17 protein-coding genes are annotated in these 17,759 nt (G+C 71.5%); 11 read left to right on the plus strand and 6 right to left on the minus strand.

The genetic code is table 11. From position 1 onward, the window contains the following. Positions 1-35 precede the first annotated feature (35 nt). The 4 genes from ACWDLG_RS14660 to ACWDLG_RS14675 all read left to right on the plus strand — a co-directional run bounded on the left by ACWDLG_RS14660 (position 36) and on the right by ACWDLG_RS14675 (position 4,183). Positions 36-1,556: a succinic semialdehyde dehydrogenase gene (locus ACWDLG_RS14660; protein WP_449919881.1), complete on the plus strand. Its 1,521-nt coding sequence runs from the start codon at positions 36-38 to the stop codon at positions 1,554-1,556. After that, positions 1,553-3,199, plus strand: coding sequence for an FAD-dependent oxidoreductase (locus ACWDLG_RS14665; RefSeq protein ID WP_449919884.1), 1,647 nt, complete (start codon positions 1,553-1,555; stop codon positions 3,197-3,199). The genes ACWDLG_RS14660 and ACWDLG_RS14665 overlap by 4 nt, the downstream gene beginning before the upstream one ends. A 102-nt stretch (positions 3,200-3,301) precedes the next feature. Next, entirely contained in the window at positions 3,302-3,424 is a 123-nt protein-coding gene (locus ACWDLG_RS14670) for a hypothetical protein (RefSeq protein WP_449919886.1), read from the plus strand. 15 nt (positions 3,425-3,439) lie between these two features. Then, a complete protein-coding gene (locus ACWDLG_RS14675) occupies positions 3,440-4,183 on the plus strand; it encodes an MBL fold metallo-hydrolase (protein WP_449919888.1) in 744 nt (247 codons plus the stop codon). Here the strand turns inward: ACWDLG_RS14675 and ACWDLG_RS14680 are convergent. Both ACWDLG_RS14680 and ACWDLG_RS14685 read right to left on the minus strand, forming a co-directional pair. Further along, complete coding sequence (locus ACWDLG_RS14680; RefSeq protein WP_354906375.1) at positions 4,167-4,907, minus strand: N-acetyltransferase; 741 nt, start codon at positions 4,905-4,907, stop codon at positions 4,167-4,169. The genes ACWDLG_RS14675 and ACWDLG_RS14680 overlap by 17 nt on opposite strands. A gap of 11 nt (positions 4,908-4,918) precedes the next feature. Then, positions 4,919-5,386 (minus strand): Lrp/AsnC family transcriptional regulator, encoded by a 468-nt coding sequence (locus ACWDLG_RS14685; RefSeq protein ID WP_449919891.1) that lies wholly within the window; start codon positions 5,384-5,386, stop codon positions 4,919-4,921. Positions 5,387-5,452: 66 nt separating this feature from the next. On the opposite strand from ACWDLG_RS14685, the gene ACWDLG_RS14690 reads away from it, so the two are divergent. Next, positions 5,453-6,814 (plus strand): pyridoxal phosphate-dependent decarboxylase family protein, encoded by a 1,362-nt coding sequence (locus ACWDLG_RS14690; protein ID WP_449919894.1) that lies wholly within the window; start codon positions 5,453-5,455, stop codon positions 6,812-6,814. Here the strand turns inward: ACWDLG_RS14690 and ACWDLG_RS14695 are convergent. Continuing rightward, positions 6,807-8,039 carry an MFS transporter gene (locus ACWDLG_RS14695; protein WP_449919897.1) on the minus strand — a complete coding sequence of 411 codons (1,233 nt, stop codon included), beginning with the start codon at positions 8,037-8,039 and terminating at the stop codon, positions 6,807-6,809. The two genes, ACWDLG_RS14690 and ACWDLG_RS14695, sit on opposite strands and share 8 nt — an antisense overlap. A 91-nt stretch (positions 8,040-8,130) precedes the next feature. Between ACWDLG_RS14695 and ACWDLG_RS14700 the strand changes: the two genes are divergently transcribed. The 6 genes from ACWDLG_RS14700 to ACWDLG_RS14725 all read left to right on the plus strand — a co-directional run bounded on the left by ACWDLG_RS14700 (position 8,131) and on the right by ACWDLG_RS14725 (position 14,430). Then, positions 8,131-9,111 (plus strand): LacI family DNA-binding transcriptional regulator, encoded by a 981-nt coding sequence (locus ACWDLG_RS14700; RefSeq protein ID WP_449919900.1) that lies wholly within the window; start codon positions 8,131-8,133, stop codon positions 9,109-9,111. After that, a complete protein-coding gene (locus ACWDLG_RS14705; RefSeq protein WP_449919902.1) occupies positions 9,108-10,601 on the plus strand; it encodes a DUF885 family protein in 1,494 nt (497 codons plus the stop codon). Before ACWDLG_RS14700 ends, ACWDLG_RS14705 begins: the two co-directional genes overlap by 4 nt. 113 nt (positions 10,602-10,714) lie before the next feature. Further along, positions 10,715-11,545, plus strand: a complete 831-nt coding sequence (locus ACWDLG_RS14710; protein ID WP_449919904.1) for an SDR family NAD(P)-dependent oxidoreductase — start codon at positions 10,715-10,717, stop codon at positions 11,543-11,545. Positions 11,546-11,722: 177 nt separating this feature from the next. Next, positions 11,723-13,273 (plus strand): glutamine-hydrolyzing GMP synthase, encoded by a 1,551-nt coding sequence (gene guaA / locus ACWDLG_RS14715; RefSeq protein WP_449919906.1) that lies wholly within the window; start codon positions 11,723-11,725, stop codon positions 13,271-13,273. A gap of 225 nt (positions 13,274-13,498) precedes the next feature. After that, positions 13,499-13,873 (plus strand): hypothetical protein, encoded by a 375-nt coding sequence (locus tag ACWDLG_RS14720; RefSeq protein WP_449919909.1) that lies wholly within the window; start codon positions 13,499-13,501, stop codon positions 13,871-13,873. A 251-nt stretch (positions 13,874-14,124) separates the two neighbouring features. After that, entirely contained in the window at positions 14,125-14,430 is a 306-nt protein-coding gene (locus tag ACWDLG_RS14725; RefSeq protein WP_449920568.1) for a winged helix-turn-helix transcriptional regulator, read from the plus strand. Here ACWDLG_RS14725 and ACWDLG_RS14730 read toward each other — a convergent pair. From ACWDLG_RS14730 to ACWDLG_RS14740, 3 genes are read right to left on the minus strand one after another with little or no spacing between them, the layout of a single operon-like run. Next, a complete protein-coding gene (locus ACWDLG_RS14730) occupies positions 14,417-15,571 on the minus strand; it encodes an acyltransferase family protein (RefSeq protein WP_449919911.1) in 1,155 nt (384 codons plus the stop codon). The genes ACWDLG_RS14725 and ACWDLG_RS14730 overlap by 14 nt on opposite strands. Positions 15,572-15,581: 10 nt before the next feature. Beyond that, the gene (locus tag ACWDLG_RS14735) at positions 15,582-16,961 is read right to left on the minus strand and encodes a hypothetical protein (RefSeq protein ID WP_449919912.1); all 1,380 of its coding nucleotides are present in this window, start codon (positions 16,959-16,961) and stop codon (positions 15,582-15,584) included. A 42-nt stretch (positions 16,962-17,003) separates the two neighbouring features. Next, positions 17,004-17,732: a polysaccharide deacetylase family protein gene (locus tag ACWDLG_RS14740; RefSeq protein ID WP_449919915.1), complete on the minus strand. Its 729-nt coding sequence runs from the start codon at positions 17,730-17,732 to the stop codon at positions 17,004-17,006. Positions 17,733-17,759 lie beyond the last annotated feature (27 nt).

A 17,759-nucleotide genomic window follows, 5' to 3' on the forward strand; every position in this document is an offset into this window, starting at 1 on the left:
CCATAACGGTTGAGCGACCGAATATTCTTCCAGGTATGCCGCAAAGCCTCAGCCACGTGGTCTCCAGCGGAAGGACGCAGGAGATCATCGTCCCGTTCACCGGCGAACCACTGGCCGCGATGCCGATCTCCACCTCCGACGACGTCCGCGCGGCCTATGAACGGGCACGCGCCGCGCAGGAGGCGTGGGCCGCCCGGCCCGCGGCCGACCGCGCCAAGCCGTTCCTGCGGTTGCACGACGCGATCCTCGACCGCCGCGCCGAGATCCTCGACATCATCCAGCAGGAGACGGGCAAGGCCCGCAGGCACGCCCTCGAGGAGGTGCTCGACGTCGCGGGCTGCGCGCTCTACTACGCCCGCCGTACCCCGGGGCTGCTCGCGCCGAAGGCGCGCAAGGGCGTCTTCCCCGTGGCCACCCGCGTGATGGAGCTGCGCCATCCCAAGGGTGTGGTCGCGCTGATCTCGCCGTGGAACTATCCGCTGACGCTCGGCGCGGGCGACGTGGTGCCCGCGCTGCTGGCCGGCAACGCGGTCGTGCACAAACCCGACACGCAGACCTCCCAGTCGACGCTGTGGACCATCGACCTGCTGACCGAGCTCGGCATGCCGCGCGACATCTGGCAGGTCGTGCTGGGCGATCCCGCCGACATCGGCGACGCGCTCATGGACGGCGCCGACTACGTCGCCTTCACCGGCTCGACCCGCGCCGGACGCAGGATCGCCGAGGAGGCGGCCAAGCGGCTCGTCGGCTGCTCGCTCGAACTCGGCGGCAAGAACCCGATGATCGTGCTGGACGACGCCGACCTCGACGTCGCCGCCCAGGGGGCGATCCGCGCCTGCTTCACCAACGCCGGCCAGCTGTGCATCTCGATCGAGCGCCTCTACGTGCACGAGAAGGTCTTCGACGCCTTCGCCGACCGCCTGGTGCGCCAGGTCGAGGGCATGAAGCTCGGCGCCGGCCTCGACTGGTCGGTCCAGATGGGCTCGCTGACCTTCCAGCGGCAGCTTGACGGCGTGATAGCCCACGTCACCGACGCGGTGGACAAGGGCGCCAAGGTGCTGACGGGCGGCCGGGCCCGCCCCGACCTCGGGCCGCTGTTCTACGAGCCGACCGTGCTGACCGGCGTCACCGAGGAGATGGCGCTCTGCCGCGACGAGACCTTCGGCCCCGTCGTCAGCCTCTACCCCTACTCCACAGAGGAAGAGGTCCTGGCGCTGGCCAACGACACGATCTACGGCCTTAACGCCTCCATCTGGACCGGTGACCCGGCCCGCGGGCGGGCGCTGGCCGCGCGGGTGAAGGCGGGCACGGTCAACATCAACGAGGGGTACGGCTCGGCCTACGCCTCCTACGACGCGCCGATGGGCGGCATGAAGGCCTCGGGTCTCGGCCGCAGGCACGGCGTCGAGGGCCTGCTGAAGTTCACCGAGGTGCAGACCGTGGCCAGCCAGGCGTCGTGGCTGGGCTTCGACCCGCCCGCGGGCATGCCGTACGACAAGTACGCCGCTCTGCTGGCCGGCCTGCTCAAGACGATGAAGAAACTGCGGCTGAAGTGAGCTTCGACGTCATCGTGATCGGCTCGGGCTTCGGCGGCAGCGTCGCCGCGCTGCGCCTGACCGAGAAGGGCTACAAGGTCGGCGTCCTGGAGGCGGGCCGCAGGTTCGACGAGTCGACGCTGCCCGCGACCTCGTGGCGGGCGCGCGACTTCCTCTGGGCGCCCTGGCTCGGGCTCAAGGGCATCCAGCGCATCCACGTGCTCGGCGGCGCGAAGGGCACCCGCGTCATGGTGCTGGCGGGCGCGGGGGTGGGCGGCGGCTCGCTCGTCTACGCCAACACCCTCTACGAGCCGCTCGACCCGTTCTTCCGCGACCCGCAGTGGGCGGCGATCACCGACTGGAAGGCGGAGCTCGCCCCCTACTACGACCAGGCCAGACGCATGCTCGGCGTGGTGGTCAACCCGACGCTCACCCGCGCCGACGAGGTCATGAGGAAGGTCGCGGAAAGGATGGGCGTCGAGGAGAGCTTCCGCCTGGCGCCCGTCGGCGTGTACTTCGGGCCGTCGGGAGTGGATCCGTACTTCGGCGGCGCGGGCCCGGCCCGCCAGGGGTGCGTCGAGTGCGGCGAGTGCATGACCGGCTGCCGCCACGGCGCCAAGAACATGCTGACCAAGAACTACCTCTACCTGGCCGAGCGGGCGGGCGCGAAGGTCTATCCCGAGTGCACGGCGGTCTCGGTCCGGCCCGACGGCGACGGCTACCTGGTCACCGCGCACCGGACCGGCGCGCCATGGCAGCGCCGTACCTTCCGGGCCCGGCAGGTGGTCTTCGCGGCGGGCGCCTACGGCACGCAGCGGCTGCTGCACCGGCTCAGGGCCACCACGCTGCCGCGGCTGTCGCCCAGGCTGGGCGCGCTGACCCGCACCAACTCCGAGGCGCTGCTCGGCTTCGAACGGCTGTCGGGCGACGGCGAGAAGCTCAACCGCGGCGTGGCGATCACCTCCTCGATCCACCCCGACGCCGAGACCCACATCGAGCCGGTCCGCTACGGCGACGGCTCCAACGCGATGGGCCTGCTGCGCACCCTCCTCGTCGACGGCGACGGCTCCCGGTGGCGCGGCTTCGTGCGCCAGATCGCCGCCGACCCGCTGACCGCGCTGCGCCTGCTGAACCTGCGCCGCTGGTCGGAGCGGACCATCATCGCGCTGGTCATGCAGGCCAACCACAACGCCATCACCACCCGCAGGTCGCTGTTCGGCCTGCGCAGCCAGGGCGGCAGCAACCCGACCTGGATCCCGGCCGGCCACGAGGCGGTACGGCACGCGGCCGAGGAGATCGGCGGCGTGCCAGGCGGGACGTGGCTCGACCTGTTCGACACCCCGGCGACCGCGCACTTCCTCGGCGGCTGCGCCATCGGCGAGTCCCGCGAGAGCGGGGTCATCGACCCCTACCACCGGGTCCACGGCTACGAGGGTCTGCACGTCGTGGACGGCTCGGCCATCTCGGCCAACCTCGGCGTCAACCCCTCGCTCACCATCACCGCGCAGGCCGAGCGCGCCATGGCGTTCTGGCCGAACGCGGGCGAGGCCGATCCGCGCCCGGCGACGGGCTCGGCCTACCGGAAGCTCGCGCCGGTGGCGCCCGCGCGGCCCGCCGTACCGGAGGCGGCGCCGGGGGCGCTGCGCCTGACGGTCGTGTCGTGAGCTGGAGGGAGTGGGCGCTCGCGCTGCTGGACGAGCCGGACGGGCCGACCCCGCTCATCGAGTTCCCGACCGGCGGGTCAGGGCGCGGCACGCATCCGCGAGGTGACCGGCATCGCGGCCGGTGACGCGTCGGGTGCCGCCCTGGCCGCAGGGCTCATGCTCGCCGAGCGCATGAGCGGTGGCCTGATCGTGACCGTGCTGGGCGGAATAGCCGCCGGGCGCTGAGCGTCGAAGCACACCATGGAGATTCGTTACGCGGGCGGTCCGACGGCCGTCATCGAGCTCGGCGGTGTGCGGCTGGTCGTCGATCCGACGTTCGACCCGCCGGGTGACTACCCGATCGGCCAGCGGGTGCTCACCAAGACGGCGGGGCCGGCCTTCGGGCCCGAGCCGGCCGACCTGGTCCTGCTCTCGCACGACCAGCATCCCGACAACCTCGACACGGCGGGCCGCGCCTACCTGGAGACCGTGCCCCTGGTGCTGTCCACCGGGCAGGCGGCCGGACGGCTCGGCGGCGCCGTCAGGGCCCTGCCGAACTGGGAGAGCGTCGAGGTGGGCGCGCTGCGCGTCACCGGCGTGCCCGCCCAGCACGGCCCTGACGGCAGCGAGCACGTGGTCGGCGAGGTCACCGGTTTCGTGCTGTCGGGCGACGGCCTGCCCACCGTCTACGTCAGCGGTGACAACGCCTCGCTCGACGTGGTCAGGCGGATCAGGGAGCGGGTCGGCGCGGTCGACGTGGCCGTGCTGTTCGCGGGCGGCGCCCAGACGCCGCTCCTGGGCGACGCCTATCTGACCCTGCCGAGCGACGGCGCCGCCGAGGCCGCGGCGATCCTCGAGGCGCGCCACGTCGTGCCCCTGCACTTCGAGCACTGGCGGCACTTCTCCCAGGGGCCCGACACCCTGGTGGCGGCCTTCGAGCGGGCCGGCCTGTCCGACCGGCTGCACCTGCTGAAGCCCGGCGAGCAGGTCACAGTGGGTGGCTGACCCAGACGTTCGGCTCGACGTAGACGGCGTGGTCCTGGTCGAGGTCGCAGTGGACGGGCACCAGCCCCTTCGGCACCTCGACCGGGCCGGTACGGTCGAACGGCAGCCCCGTCCACGCGCGCCACTCGGCGAGCGTGCCGGGCACCACCATCGACCGGGACGCGACCTTCATGATCTTCGCTCCCGCCCGTACGTGCACCCGCAGCCACGCGTCGTACGGCAGGCCGTCCTCACGCGTGCGGAAGGCGTAGTCGGCCATCGGCGTGCGCGGCTCGAGATGCTTCTGGTTCGGCCGTACCGGCGCCAGCAGCTCGCCGAACCCCATCCTGGCCGCGTTGGCCCGCATGGCGCCGAGCATCTGCCCCGACAGGCCGCCGCCCTGGAGGTCCTCCCTGATGGTGATCTCGAGTGCCGAGATCGCGTTCGGCCGGTCGCCCCTCCTGCGGGTGGCCGCCCCCCAGCGCACGACCGCGTCCCACCCGTCGTCGGGCAGGTCGCCGTCCGGCCGCTGGAAGGGCACCGAGCACGCCCGGGCCACGATGGTGTCGGGGGCGTCCGGGTGGACGGCGACCAGCACGTAGTCGGCGAACTCGGTCTCGGCGACCGTGTAGTACAACCCCGCGATGGGGTCGTTGAGCATGAACGTGGGCCAGGGGTTCGGCATGTCCCACAAGGCGTCCGCGAGATCCGGTCGCTCGGCCAGCGTGGTGATCTGCAGGGTCATGGCCGACATCCTCACACAGCGGGCCGCTGCACGGGCTGGTCGTACGTCCTGAAGATCAACGTGGTCTGGAGGTGCACGATCTCGGGACGCACCAGGTACTTGTCCAGCACCAGCCGGTGCAGGCTCTCCGCGTCGGCCACCGCCACGTGCACGAGGAAGTCGTCGGGCCCGGCGACGGCGTAGAAGGCGATCGTCTCCGGCAGCCCCAGGATGAACACGCGCAGCGGATCGACCAGCTGGCTGGTGTGCGGGCGCACCTTCAACGCGAGGAAGGCCTGCAGCGGCCGGCCCAGCGCCGAGGTGTCGATGGTCGCCCTGAACCCGGTGATCACGCCACGGCGGCGCAGCGACCTGACGCGTTCGAGCGCGGTCGAGGGGGCCACGCCGAGCCGTCCGGCCAGCTCCTTGTTCGGCAGCCGCGCGTCGTTCTGCAGCTCCTTCAGAATCGCGAGGTCGATCGAATCCAGTTCGGCACTCATGGTCAATCGGCTCCTTCGATTCGGGTGCTCTGGCCTCTCGCCGCACGCTGACCCGATTATGGCCCTATGTGGGACATCAAGGAGTTCGAGAGCGCGGCCCAGGTCGCGGTCGAGGAGCTGGCGCGCTACGTCGACGACAGCCAGCGCGGGGCGGCCAGGGTGCTCACCCGCACCCCGCCGCGTGAGCTGGCCGAGCGCCTGCACCTCGCGAACCTGATCGAGAAGGGCGGTCTCACCCCCGAGACCTTCCGCGGCTTCCTGCGGGCCTTCCTCGAGGAGGGCACCAGGCTGCACCACCCGGCCTACCTCGCCCACCAGGTCGCCTCGCCGGACTTCCCCTCGGCGCTGGCCGACTTCGTGCACGGCGCCACCAACAACCCCATGGCGATCTACGAGATGGGCGCCTCGGCGGCCACCGTGGAGTTCGAGGTACTGCGGTGGATGCTGGACAAGGTCGGCTTCCCCGAGGGCGGCGGCGTGCTCACCCACGGCGGCTCGCTGGCCAACCTGACCGCGCTGCTGGCCGCCAGGGCGCGCGTGGCGCCCTCGGCGTGGGAGGACGGGGTGCCCGGCGACCTGGCGATCCTCGCCCCGCCGTCCGCGCACTACTCGGTGGCCAGGGCGGCGAGCATCCTCGGGCTCGGCAGCCACGCGGTGATCCCGCTGCCGACCGACCCGCTGGGCCGCATCGACGTCTCCCGCCTGCCGTCCTCCTTCGACCGGCGGCCGATGGCGCTGGTGGCGGGCGCGTGCGCCACGGGCACCGGACTGTACGACGACCTGCGCGCCATCGGGCAGTGGTGCCGCGAGCACGACGTCTGGTTCCACGTGGACGGCGCGCACGGCGCGTCGGCGCTGCTCAGCGAGCGGCACGCGCACCTGCTGGACGGCATCTCGCTGGCCGACTCGGTGATCTGGGACGCGCACAAGATGCTGCGCACGTCGGGGCTGTCGGCGGCGGTCCTGGTGCGGCGGGAGGCCGATCTCGACGCGGCCTTCCAGCAGCAGGCCAGCTACCTGTTCTACGGCGACCAGGGCTTCGACCTCATCAGCAGGACCGTGGAGTGCACCAAGGCCGCGCTCGGCCTCAAGGTCTTCCTCAACCTGGCGTGGCGGGGGGAGCGGGGGCTCGGCGACTACGTGGCCAGGCAGTACGACACCGCGCACAGGTTCTGGGAGCTGGCGCGGCGGCGGCCCGGCTTCGTCCTGCCGTACGAGCCGGAGAGCAACATCGTCTGCTTCAGGTACGGCGACGGCGACCAGGCGGCGATCCGCGAGCGGTTGATGGCCGACGGCGCCTTCCACCTGACCTCGACCGAGCTGGACGGCGTGCGCCACCTGCGCGTCACCGTCATGGCGCCCGCGACGGACGAGCAGCACCTGGAGGCGCTGCTCGACGCCGTCGCGGGCGGCCGGATCACTACCTGACCCCCTTGACGGGCAGGACGGCGACCGCTCCGACGAGCGAGATGACGATGGCCGCCAGCCAGAGCGAGGGGTAGCCGCCCAGGTTCGCGATGATCGTCGCCGCCAGGAACGGGGCGATCATCTGCGGTCCTGCGTTGGCGATGTTGAGGATGCCCATGTCGCGGGCGGCGTCCTTCTTGCTGGGCAGGACGAGCGTGACGATGGCGATGTCGACCGCGCTGTACGCGCCGAACGCGGCCCCCTGCACGGCGGAGAACACCAGCATCGACGTCCAGGTCGGCCACAGCAGGGGCAGCAGCATGGACAGCGCCGCCGCGACGCCCGAGACCGTCACGAACAGCTTGCGGCGGTCGAGCCGGTCCGACAGCGGCCCGCAGACCACGGTGGCGAGGATGCCGGTCAGCGTGGAGACGATCGTGATGGTGGCGACGGCCTGCGGCGCCTGGTCCTTGGGGATGCCGATGTTGTCCTGGAGGATGAAGAGGGTGAACATCAGCGGCATGAAGTAGCCGAGGATCATCATCGCGCGGCCCAGGAAGACCCACAGGAAGTCGCGGTGCCGCAGGGCGGAGACGAAGTCGGCGAGCGACCGCCTCGGGGTGGTGACCACCTCGTACTCGCCGGGCCGAGGGTCGTGCGTGAGCGTCACGATGAGCAGCGCGCCGAGGACGACGGCAGAGCCGAACACGAGGTAGCCGAGCGAGATGTCGCCGACGAAGAAGACCGCGACCTGCGTGCCGGCGATGGTGCCGATCGACAGGGCGACGCCGAGGACGGCGGAGGCGGTGCCGCGGCGCTCCTCCGGCACCCTGTCGGGGACGATCGCGGTGATCGCGGCCTGGTAGATGTTCATCATGGCCTGGGCCAGCGACCAGGCGAGCAGGATCATCGGGATGGTCGAGACCTGGCTCATCAGGAGCATGGTGGCCAGGGCGGCGAGCGCGCCGCCGATGATCCACGGGTTGCGCCTGCCCCAGCGGGAGCGGGTGGTCCTGTCGGACAGCGTGCCGCCGATCGGGTTGAACACCGTGGCGAAGATCGCGCTGACGCCCGCGACGAGGCCGACGTTGGCGACCTTGTCGGCGGGGTCGATCTCGGCGATCTGGACCTGCACGAGCAGGCCGCCGACGCCCAAGTAGAGCGCGTACATGACGGCGTTGCCCGCGCCGAGGACGGTGAGCAGCTTCGGCAGGCCGTCCCGCCGGACGCCAGTGGTGGGGACCATGGCGACTCCTGACTTGTGGGGGGTGGTTATACGTATAAGCACTGGATAGCATCGAGTGACGACTTCTGACAAGAGGAATGTTCTGAACGTGATGAGCGGCAACAGGCCCGCCACCAGCATGGACGTGGCCAGGGCGGCGGGCGTCTCCCAGGCCACCGTCTCGTACGTGCTCAACGATCGGCCCGGCAGCCGGATCAGCGAGGAGACCAGGGCCCGCGTGCGCGACGCGGCCGAGCGGCTGGGGTACGTCCCGCACGCCGGCGCCCGCACCCTGCGCACCGGCAGCAGCGGCCTGGTGCTGGTCGCGCTGCCGGACATCCCCCAGGGCCCGCTGGCCACCGGCCTCATCGAGGGGCTCGACAAGGAGCTGGGCGGACGCGGCTACACGATGGTCCAGTACGGCGGCGCGCGCCACGTGAAAGGCGTCGCCGCCGCGAAGGCGTGGGCCGAGCTGCGGCCCGCCGCCGTGCTGGCCGACGGGGCCAGACTGACCGGCGCGGGCATCGAGGTGCTGCGCGCGGCGGGGGTCAAGGCGGTCGTCGCGATGGGGTTGAAGGCGGTGCCCGGCATCCCCTCCGTGCTCGCCGACCACGAGGGCGTGGGCGCGCTCGCCGTACGGCATCTGGTGGACAGGGGCCGCGACGGGATCGTGGCGATCGTGCCGCGCGAGGAGGGCATCCGGCCCATGGGCCTCGAACGGCTGCGCGGCGCGCGGTCGGTCGGCGTCCCCGTCAAGGCCGTCGACCTGGCCTTCGACGAGGGCGAGGCGGCCGCGTTCGTGGCCGGCCTGTCGGGCGGCGAGGGCGTGTTCGCCTACAACGACGACTACGCGATGCTGCTGCTGGCCGCGCTCCACGACGCGGGCCTCGGCGTGCCGGGCGACGTGGCGGTGGTGGGCTGCGACGACCTGCCGCTCTCGCGGCTGACCAGGCCCAGGCTGACCACCGTGCGGCCCGACCTGTCGGTGGCGCCTGCCACTATTGCCACGGTGATCGACCGGCTGGTCCGTGGCGAGAGCTGCGGCGACGTCGGCATCTGGACACTCGAGCTCATCGGAAGGGACTCCACATGACCGACCTCGACGCGCGGCTGCGCGCCGTCCTCGACCTGGCGCAGGCCGACGCCCGGGAGACGGGCGGCCGGCACGAGTACGACGGCAGCGTCCAGGACCTGTCGCCCGAGGGCGTGCGGGCCGGGCTGGCGCGGGTCGGCGTGGGCCCCGCGCCGGCCGACGCCTACGACGCCGCCCACCTGGAGGTGTTCGAGGAGGCGGCGCGGGTCACCTTCGGCGAGCTCGAGCTCCACCGCCGCAACCCGCTGTTCCACCTGTCCAACCTCGACGTGGCCTGCTACGACCGCGACTACGCCCCCGAGCAGGAGCGGGCCGCCGCCAAGGCCGCGCACCTGAGCCTGTGGCCCGAGGCGGCCGACCACGCCATCGCCTCCCTCGACCGGGTGCCGGCGCCGGTCGCCACCGCGCTGCTCGGCGCGGTCAAGGGGCTGGCGGCGGGCGTCACCGACGAGGCGGCGCTGAAGGCGCACGCCAGGCTGGTGGCGCACGTCGAGCGGGCCGCCGCCGAGGGCGAGCCCGACGCCGCGCTCGGCGGGCAGGCGCTGGCCCGGTTGATGGGCGGCGGTGAGGGCCTGCCCGTCGATCTCGGCAGGCTCGCCGAGCGCGCCGACGCCGAGCGCGACCGGCTGATGGCCCGGCTCGCCGACGCGTGCGCCAGGCTCGGCGAGCCGGGCAGGCCGCCGCTGGAGGTGGCGCGCGAGCTGGTCAAGCAGCACCCCGACGCCGACGGCGTGATCGAGGCGGCCAGGGTCGGCACCGAGAAGGCCATCGCGTTCACCCGCGAGAAGGACCTCGTCCCCTACCACGACGGCGAGTGCCTGGTCGGGCTCGCGCCCGAGTCGCGCCGCTGGGCGATGGCCATGATGGCGTGGAACGCGCCGGGCGAGCCCGAAGGCCCCTCCTGGTACCACATCACCCCGCCCGACGCCTCCTGGCCGCGCGAGGAGCAGGAGGAGTGGCTCGAGGTCTTCAGCGACACCACGCTGCCGGCGATCAACGTGCACGAGGTGGCGCCGGGCCACTTCTCCCACGGCCGTGCCCTGCGGCACGTGAGCTCCGACATCCGGCGCCACCTGCTGTCGATGTCGTTCGCCGAGGGCTGGGCCCACTACGGCGAGGAGCTGTGCGTGGAGGAGGGCTTCGAAGCCCACGACCCGCGCTTCGAGATCGGCGTCTGGCTGGAGGCGCTGATCCGCGTCACCCGGCTGGCCTGCGCGATCGGCGTCCACACCGGGCAGATGACGGTCGAGGACGGCGCGCGCCGCTTCGAGTCCGACACCCAGCTCGCCGGGCCCGCCGCGCTGTCGGAGGCGCGCAGGGCCACCTTCGACCCCACCTACGGCCGCTACACCTGGGGCAAGCTGCTCATCCAGGACCTGAGGGACCGGGCGCGCGCCGACTGGGGCGCGGAGTTCACGCTGCAGCGCTTCCACAAGGCGATGCTCGACCTGGGCTCGCCGCCGCTCGGCCTGCTCGACCGGGCGCTCTGAACCGACCGGCACTCCGGGCGGGCGTGGGTAACGCTTACCGCGCCCCCTGGTGTCCTTTCCTCACGCCTGAGATCACGCTAACGTCTCTTGCAAGCGAGCGCTAGGGAGGGGCGGTGCGGGAGCTCTCCGGCAAGGTCGCGGTGGTGACAGGGGCGTCGAGCGGGATCGGCAGGGCGCTGGCGGTACGGTTCGCGGCCGAAGGCATGGCGTTGATGCTGGCCGACGTCGATCCACGGGGTCTGGCGCGGACGGCCGCGATGATCTCGGGGGTCAAGGTGCTCACCCAGATCACCGACGTCTCCGACGCGCCGGCCGTCCAGCATCTGGCCAACCGGGCCTTCAACGAGCTCGGCGGGGTCCACGTGCTGTGCAACAACGCGGGCGTCTTCCAGGGCGGGCGCATGTGGACCCGCACCGAGGAGGACTTCGCCTGGCTGCTGGGCGTCAACGTCTGGGGCGTGCTCCACGGCATCCGCGAGTTCGTGCCCCGCATGATCGAGCAGGACACCGAGGGGCACATCGTCAACAGCGTGTCCGTCGCGGGCCTGTTCGCCGGGCCCAACCTCGGCGGGCAGGCGGTCAGCAAGTACGCCGCCCTGGCCGCCTCCCAGGCGCTGGCCCACGACCTGCGCCAGGTCGGCTCGAAGCTGCGCGTCACCGCCCTGTGCCCGGGCGGGGTGCGCACCGGCATCAGCCGCTCCGAACGGGTCAGGCCCGCCGACCTGGCGGTGGCCCGCACCCGCGACGACCTCGCCTCCCAGGAATGGCTCGACACCCTGGTGGAGAAGGGCAAGGAGCCGGCCGAGGTCGCCGACGCGACCGTCGAGGCCATCAGGAACGAGCGTTTCCTGGTCCTGACCCACCCCGGCTACGACCGGAACCTGCGCGAGCAGACCGCCGCCCTGCTGGACGGCGACGTGCCCGAGCCGCCCGACTACGCGTGACGCGGGCGCGAGCCCGGCCGGTCGTCCTGACGGCATTCAGGTAGCCGGCCCCCACAACGCCCATGTCACGCCTGCCCCGACAAGATCCGCGTACTGGTCATGACACGTCCTGCCGGGTGTCCGTCGGCCTGCGGATACACTGGGAGCACCGCATTCACCTGGTTGGGGGTTCTTTCGGTGTCTGAATTCGACACAGTGCTCGTGGTCGACTTCGGTGCGCAGTACGCACAGCTCATCGCCAGGCGGGTGCGCGAATGCCACGTCTACTCCGAGATCGTCCCTTCGACGATGTCGGTCGACGAGATGCTGGCGAAGAAGCCGAAGGCGATCATCCTGTCCGGCGGCCCCTCCTCGGTCTACGCCGAGGGCGCGCCCGCCGTTCCTGTCGGCCTGTTCGAGACCGGCGTGCCGACCTTCGGCATCTGCTACGGCTTCCAGGCCATGGCCCAGACGCTGGGCGGCGAGGTGGCCCGCACCGGCGTCGCCGAATACGGCGGCACCGAGCTGCGCGTCAGCCGCGAGGGCGTGCTCTTCTCGGGGCTGCCCGCCAAGCAGACCGTCTGGATGTCCCACGGCGACAGCGTCGCCGCGGCGCCCGTCGGCTTCACCGTCACCGCCGCGACCGACGAGACGCCGGTCGCCGCCTTCGAGCACCCCGGCCGCGGCCTGTACGGCGTGCAGTTCCACCCCGAGGTGCTCCACTCCGAGCACGGCCAGGCCGTCCTCAAGCACTTCCTCGACGCGGCGGGATGCCGTCCGTCGTGGACGATGCTCAACATCGTCGAGGACGCGGTGGCCGCCGTCCAGCAGCAGATCGGCCCCGAGGGCCGCGCCATCTGCGCGCTGTCGGGCGGCGTCGACTCCGCGGTGGCCGCCGCCATCGTGCAGCGCGCCATCGGCGACCGCCTCACCTGCGTGTTCGTCGACCACGGCCTGCTGCGCAAGGGCGAGGCCGAGCAGGTCGAGCGCGACTTCGTGGCCGTGACGGGCGTCAAGCTCCGCGTGGTCGACGCCGCCGAACGCTTCCTGAAGGCGCTCGACGGGGTCACCGATCCGGAGGAGAAGCGCAAGATCATCGGCCGCGAGTTCATCCGCGTCTTCGAGGACGAGCAGCGCGCCATCATGTCGGAGGGGCCGGTCGACTTCCTGGTCCAGGGCACCCTCTACCCCGACGTGGTGGAGTCAGGCGGCGGCACCGGCACGGCCAACATCAAGTCGCACCACAACGTCGGCGGCCTGCCGGAGGACCTGCAGTTCTCGCTCGTGGAGCCGCTGCGCACGCTGTTCAAGGACGAGGTGCGCAGGGCGGGCGAGGAGCTCGGCCTGCCGGCCGCGATGGTGTGGCGCCAGCCGTTCCCCGGCCCGGGGCTCGGCATCCGCATCATCGGCTCGGTCACCCAGGAGCGGCTCGACCTCCTGCGCGAGGCCGACGCCATCGCCAGGGAGGAGCTGTCCAGGGCGGGTCTCGACCGCGACATCTGGCAGTGCCCCGTGGTGCTGCTGGCCGACGTCCGCTCGGTCGGCGTCCAGGGCGACGGCCGCACCTACGGTCACCCGGTGGTGCTGCGCCCGGTGACCTCGGAGGACGCCATGACGGCCGACTGGGCGCGGGTGCCCTACGACGTGCTGTCGCGGATCTCGACGCGCATCACCAACGAGGTGCGGGAGGTCAACCGGGTCGTGGTCGACGTGACCAGCAAGCCTCCGGGCACCATCGAGTGGGAGTAGGCATCGCGTAGCGGGGAGTCACGGAATAATCGCCTTCCGTGACTCCCCCTTTGCGTTTCGGATACATCGACGAATCGATCCATGACAGGCAGGGGCTGTACCTCCTGGCCGTGGTGCGTGCCGAGCCGTCGCTCGACGACGAGGTGCGCCACCTGCTGACCGACTGTGTCCCCACCGGCCGGCCGCCGCACTGGTGCAAGGAAGGCGAGGCGGTGCGATGCCCTCGTGCGGGCGGTCGCGTCGCTGGATGTCGAGGCGAGCGTCTATGCCTGCCGGTTCTCCGGCCCGCAGCGCCAGGAGGCCGCGCGGGCGCGGGCGCTGGGCTGGGCGGTGCTGAGTCTGGCTCCCTGCGTCGGCCACCTGGTCATCGACCGTCGCGAGGATCGGCAGAACCAGATCGACCGCAAGGTGCTCTCGGCGCTCGTGGGGCGCCCACGGCAGTTCACGTTCGTGCACGCCTCGGCGAGGTGGACGCCGCTGCTGTGGGTGGCCGACATCGTGGTGGGCGCCGCGGCGGCGCAGCTCGCGCGCGGAGAGGAGCGGCACCTCAAGGCGTTGGACGGGCTGGTGGAACTCTCGTGCGAGGCGACCGCGTCCTGACAGCGCAAAGGCCGGGCGCCCGCCATCCGGCGGAAAACCCGGCCCCACTTCACCGCCCTAGTGGGCGGTGCATCACCTATGGTAATCGAGTGACTGCGATCGTCAAGCCAGTTGCCGTGCCCGCTCCTCGCCCACCTCGGCCGTCCGGTGGCGCGGCAGCATGATCAGGGCTGCTGCGAGCGCGGCCCCCAGGATGGCGACGGCCGCCCAGACGGCCGCCCCCGATCCCGCCCAGGGAGATCCTCGACCGGATCGCGGGCAAGTGGGCCATCCAGATCATCGTCGCGGCGGCGGGCGAGCCGATCAGGTTCACCGAGCTGGAGCGGCTCATCCAGGGCATCTCCCGGCGCATGCTGACGCTGACCCTGCGCAACCTGGAGCGCGACGGGATGCTGACCCGCACCGTCTACCCGACCGTGCCGCCCAAGGTGGAGTACCAGGCGACGCCGATGGCGCTGGAGCTGTACGAGGCGATGCTCACGCTCACCGACTGGTCACGGCGGCACAGCTCGTGCATCGCCAGGTCGCGGGAGCTCTACGACGCTAGACAGCAGTGACGAGACCGCGGCCGGCGGCCCGCCGTTCGATCAGCCGCCTGCCGTAGCGCTGGGCGGGCAGCTCGACGAAACGGTAGGTGACCCAGCTCGTGGCCAGGATCGCCCCGAACAACGCCAGGCCGAGACCGAACTGCGCGGGCCACGGGAAGCGTCCGGGGTCGCCGACGACGAGCAGCGCCAGCTTGATCAGCGGGACGTGCACGAGATAGATCGAGTAGCTGATCAGGCCCAGCCAGGCCAGCACGCGCGGCAGCGACCGCCCGCGCAGCGCGAAGAACAGCGCGAACGTCGCCGCGGCCAGGCCCATCGTGGCCAGGTTCGTCAGGCCGTTGAACGTCACCGGCCGCAGGAACGGCACCAGCACGATCAGCGCCGCGACCCCGGCCACCGGCCACAGCCCCGAACTCCGGCCGTGCTCCCAGCGGTGGATCGCGGTGCCGGTGAACATCACCGACAGGACCATCGCCCCCTGCCACGACTCCCTGCTGCCGATCCAGACCAGCGTCACGGCCAGAACGGCGAGCACGACCGCGCCCGCCGTACGGGCCGGGCGGGAGCCGGACAGCACGCCGGCCAGGCCGGCCGCGGCCACGACCAGCACGGCGACGGGCGCCCACGGGCCGTCGAGCAGATGCCCCTCGCGGGGCAGGGTGAAGGCCACCAGCGTCGCCAGCAGCGCGAAGGCGAGCGCGAACCACCCGCTGCGCCGGTGCACGCCCGCCACGAACAACCCGGTGACCAGCAGGTAGAAGACCATCTCGTAGGAGAGTGTCCACATCGGCTCGACGAGACCCGCCGAGCCCGTGACCTCCATCAGCATCGTGAGGTGCGCGAACACGTTGGTGTCGCCGCGTAGCGGCAGCAGTGGCGAGAGCACCAGCGTGACGGCGATGAGCAGCAGGTAGAGCGGGTAGAGGCGGAAGACCCTGCTGATCCAGAACGCCCGCACGTCACCCCTGCGCTCCAGCGAGGCCGGGATGATGTAGCCGCTGACCAGGAAGAAGACCAGGACGCCGTAGATCCCGAGGTTCATCCAGCGCGGCCGCAGCTGGTCGAGGACGTGGTAGTTGAGATGCTCGACGAGGACGGCTGTCGCGCCCAGGCCCCGCAGAGCGTCGAGCCACGCCAGCCGTCTTGTCATTTGACCGAGCTTACCGGCGCCCCGCTCGCCAGAAGCGCACAAGCAGAGGAAGCATGAGGAAGCCGATGAAGATCGGCGAGGCCATGTAGCGGAAGTCCTGGGCGGAGATGTTGGCGAGCACCGCGAGCTGCTGGCCGAGGATCGCCGCCGCGATGCCGAGCACCCACCGGTTGCCGCGCAGCCATGCCGCCGCGGCGAGCGCCACGTACGCGGCGTAGCACCAGATCGGCCCCCGCCACACCAGCCAGTCGAGATCGGGCTCGAAGGAGGCCGACAGCCACCCGTCGGCCAGGTCGTGCAGCGGCCACGACAGCGGGCTCAGGTTGAAGCTCTCGAGCTCGGGATGCCGCTCGATCATGTCGGGCCCGACGTACTCCCAGGCGAACCACCGGCGAGAGAAGTGGTAGGTCTCGCCGCCCTCCGACCAGCGGTCGGCCCCCGGCCGCCACGCGATCGCGCCCCTGCACAACCTGGTCTTGACCACCTGGTCCGGCGCCTGCAGGAGGATGCGTTTCCACAGCTCCATCACCTGCGGGCTGAGCTCGTCGGAGCGCCGCCAGTCGAAGTCGCCGCGCCAGATCAGCGGATTGATCGTGTTGCAGTTGCCGCCTCTCCACCAGCGTTCGAGCGGCGCGATCTGGGCCATGAGCGCCACGTCCCGCGTGGTGAACAGGTCCGTCCGCTCCTTCCAGGCCACCGCGATGTCGCCGTAGGCGGTGTGGTAGACGAACGTGCGCGACGGCGGCACGATGCCGACCTGGGGCAGGACGAGGTTGGTGAGCAGGACGGGCACGCCCGCGGCGAGCAGCCCCACCGCCGCCAGCCGCTTCCTGAACCCCTTGCCGATGACCAGCAGCACCGCCACCACGATGCCCACGACCAGGAACCCGTTGGCCCTGAACAGCCCCGCGCCCAGCATCACGGCGCCGAGCGCGAGCAGTGTCCCTCGGGTCGGGCCCTTGTTCCTGGCGATCCGCGCGCAGACGGCCGTGATGCCGATGATGCAGGCGGTGAACGGCACGTCCTTCCAGAACGTCACCGAGAAGGCCCCGAACGGCGGCGCGAACGGCAGCAGGACCGCGGCCACGGTCGTCGGGATCCTCGGCGCGCCGAGCCCCTTGAGCTCCTGCGCGAGGAGCGAGACCGCCAGCGCCATCGCCGTGGTCTGCAGCAGCGTCACCGGGCTGACGGCGCCCGTGAGCTTCACGCTCAGCCACAGCATCGCGTCGTAGAGGACGGAGTGGTCGCTCACCCATGGGCCCACGATGGTGTGGCTCAGGTAGAGGACGGAGTCGCGGCTGAACAGACCGGGGTAGTACGCGGCCCACCACAGCAGGAGCACTGCCTGAACACTGAGGAAGATCCGTGCCGTGGAGCGTTCGACGATCATCGAGGTTATTGTCCGGAGGGAAGTGGATCAGCGCAAAACGGGCTAGGGGTAGGTCTCACCCGGTGCGAGCCTGCGCCCCTGGAGCAGCGCCGACACCGTCACGAGATGGTAGCCGCGTTTCTTCAGCTCCTTGACCAGCGCCGGCATCACCCGCACGGTCTGCGGGACCACGTCGTGCATCAGGATGACGCCGTCGCGCCTGGCCAGCTTGAGCACCACCGCCCTGATCTTCTTCTCGTCGCGCAGCTTCCAGTCGAGCGTGGTGCCGGTCCACAGCACCTGCGCCATCCCCTCGTCGCCGGCCAGCGCCGCCACCCGGTCGTCGGTCTGCCCGTACGGCGGGCGGAACAGCCTCGGCGCCCTGCCGGTCACCTGGGCGACGGCGTCCTGGGTCGCCTTCAGCTCCGTGGTGATCTCCTCGTCGAACAGCGTGGGAAGGCTCGGGTGCGACCAGGTGTGGTTGCCGATCTCGTGACCTTCCGCCGCCATGCGTTTCACCAGTGCGGGCCGCTCCTCGACGTGCTTGCCCATGAGGAAGAACGTGGCCTTGACGCCCGACTTCCGCAGGGTGGTCAGCAGCGTGCCGGTCGCGGCTCCCGGCCCGTCGTCGAAGGTCAGCGCCAGGCACTTGACCTTGGCGCAGTCGACCGTGGCCGCCGCACCACCGTGGAGGGCGGCCCGCGCGGATGGCGTCGGGAGGGTCGCGTGCGCGGGGAAGGCCGGCAGGAGCGTGGCGGTCATGGCGGCTGTGACGAGACCGCGCGAGAACATCGGGCACCTCCATCGACGGGGGATCAA

Source organism: Nonomuraea sp. NPDC003727 (assembly GCF_053586935.1).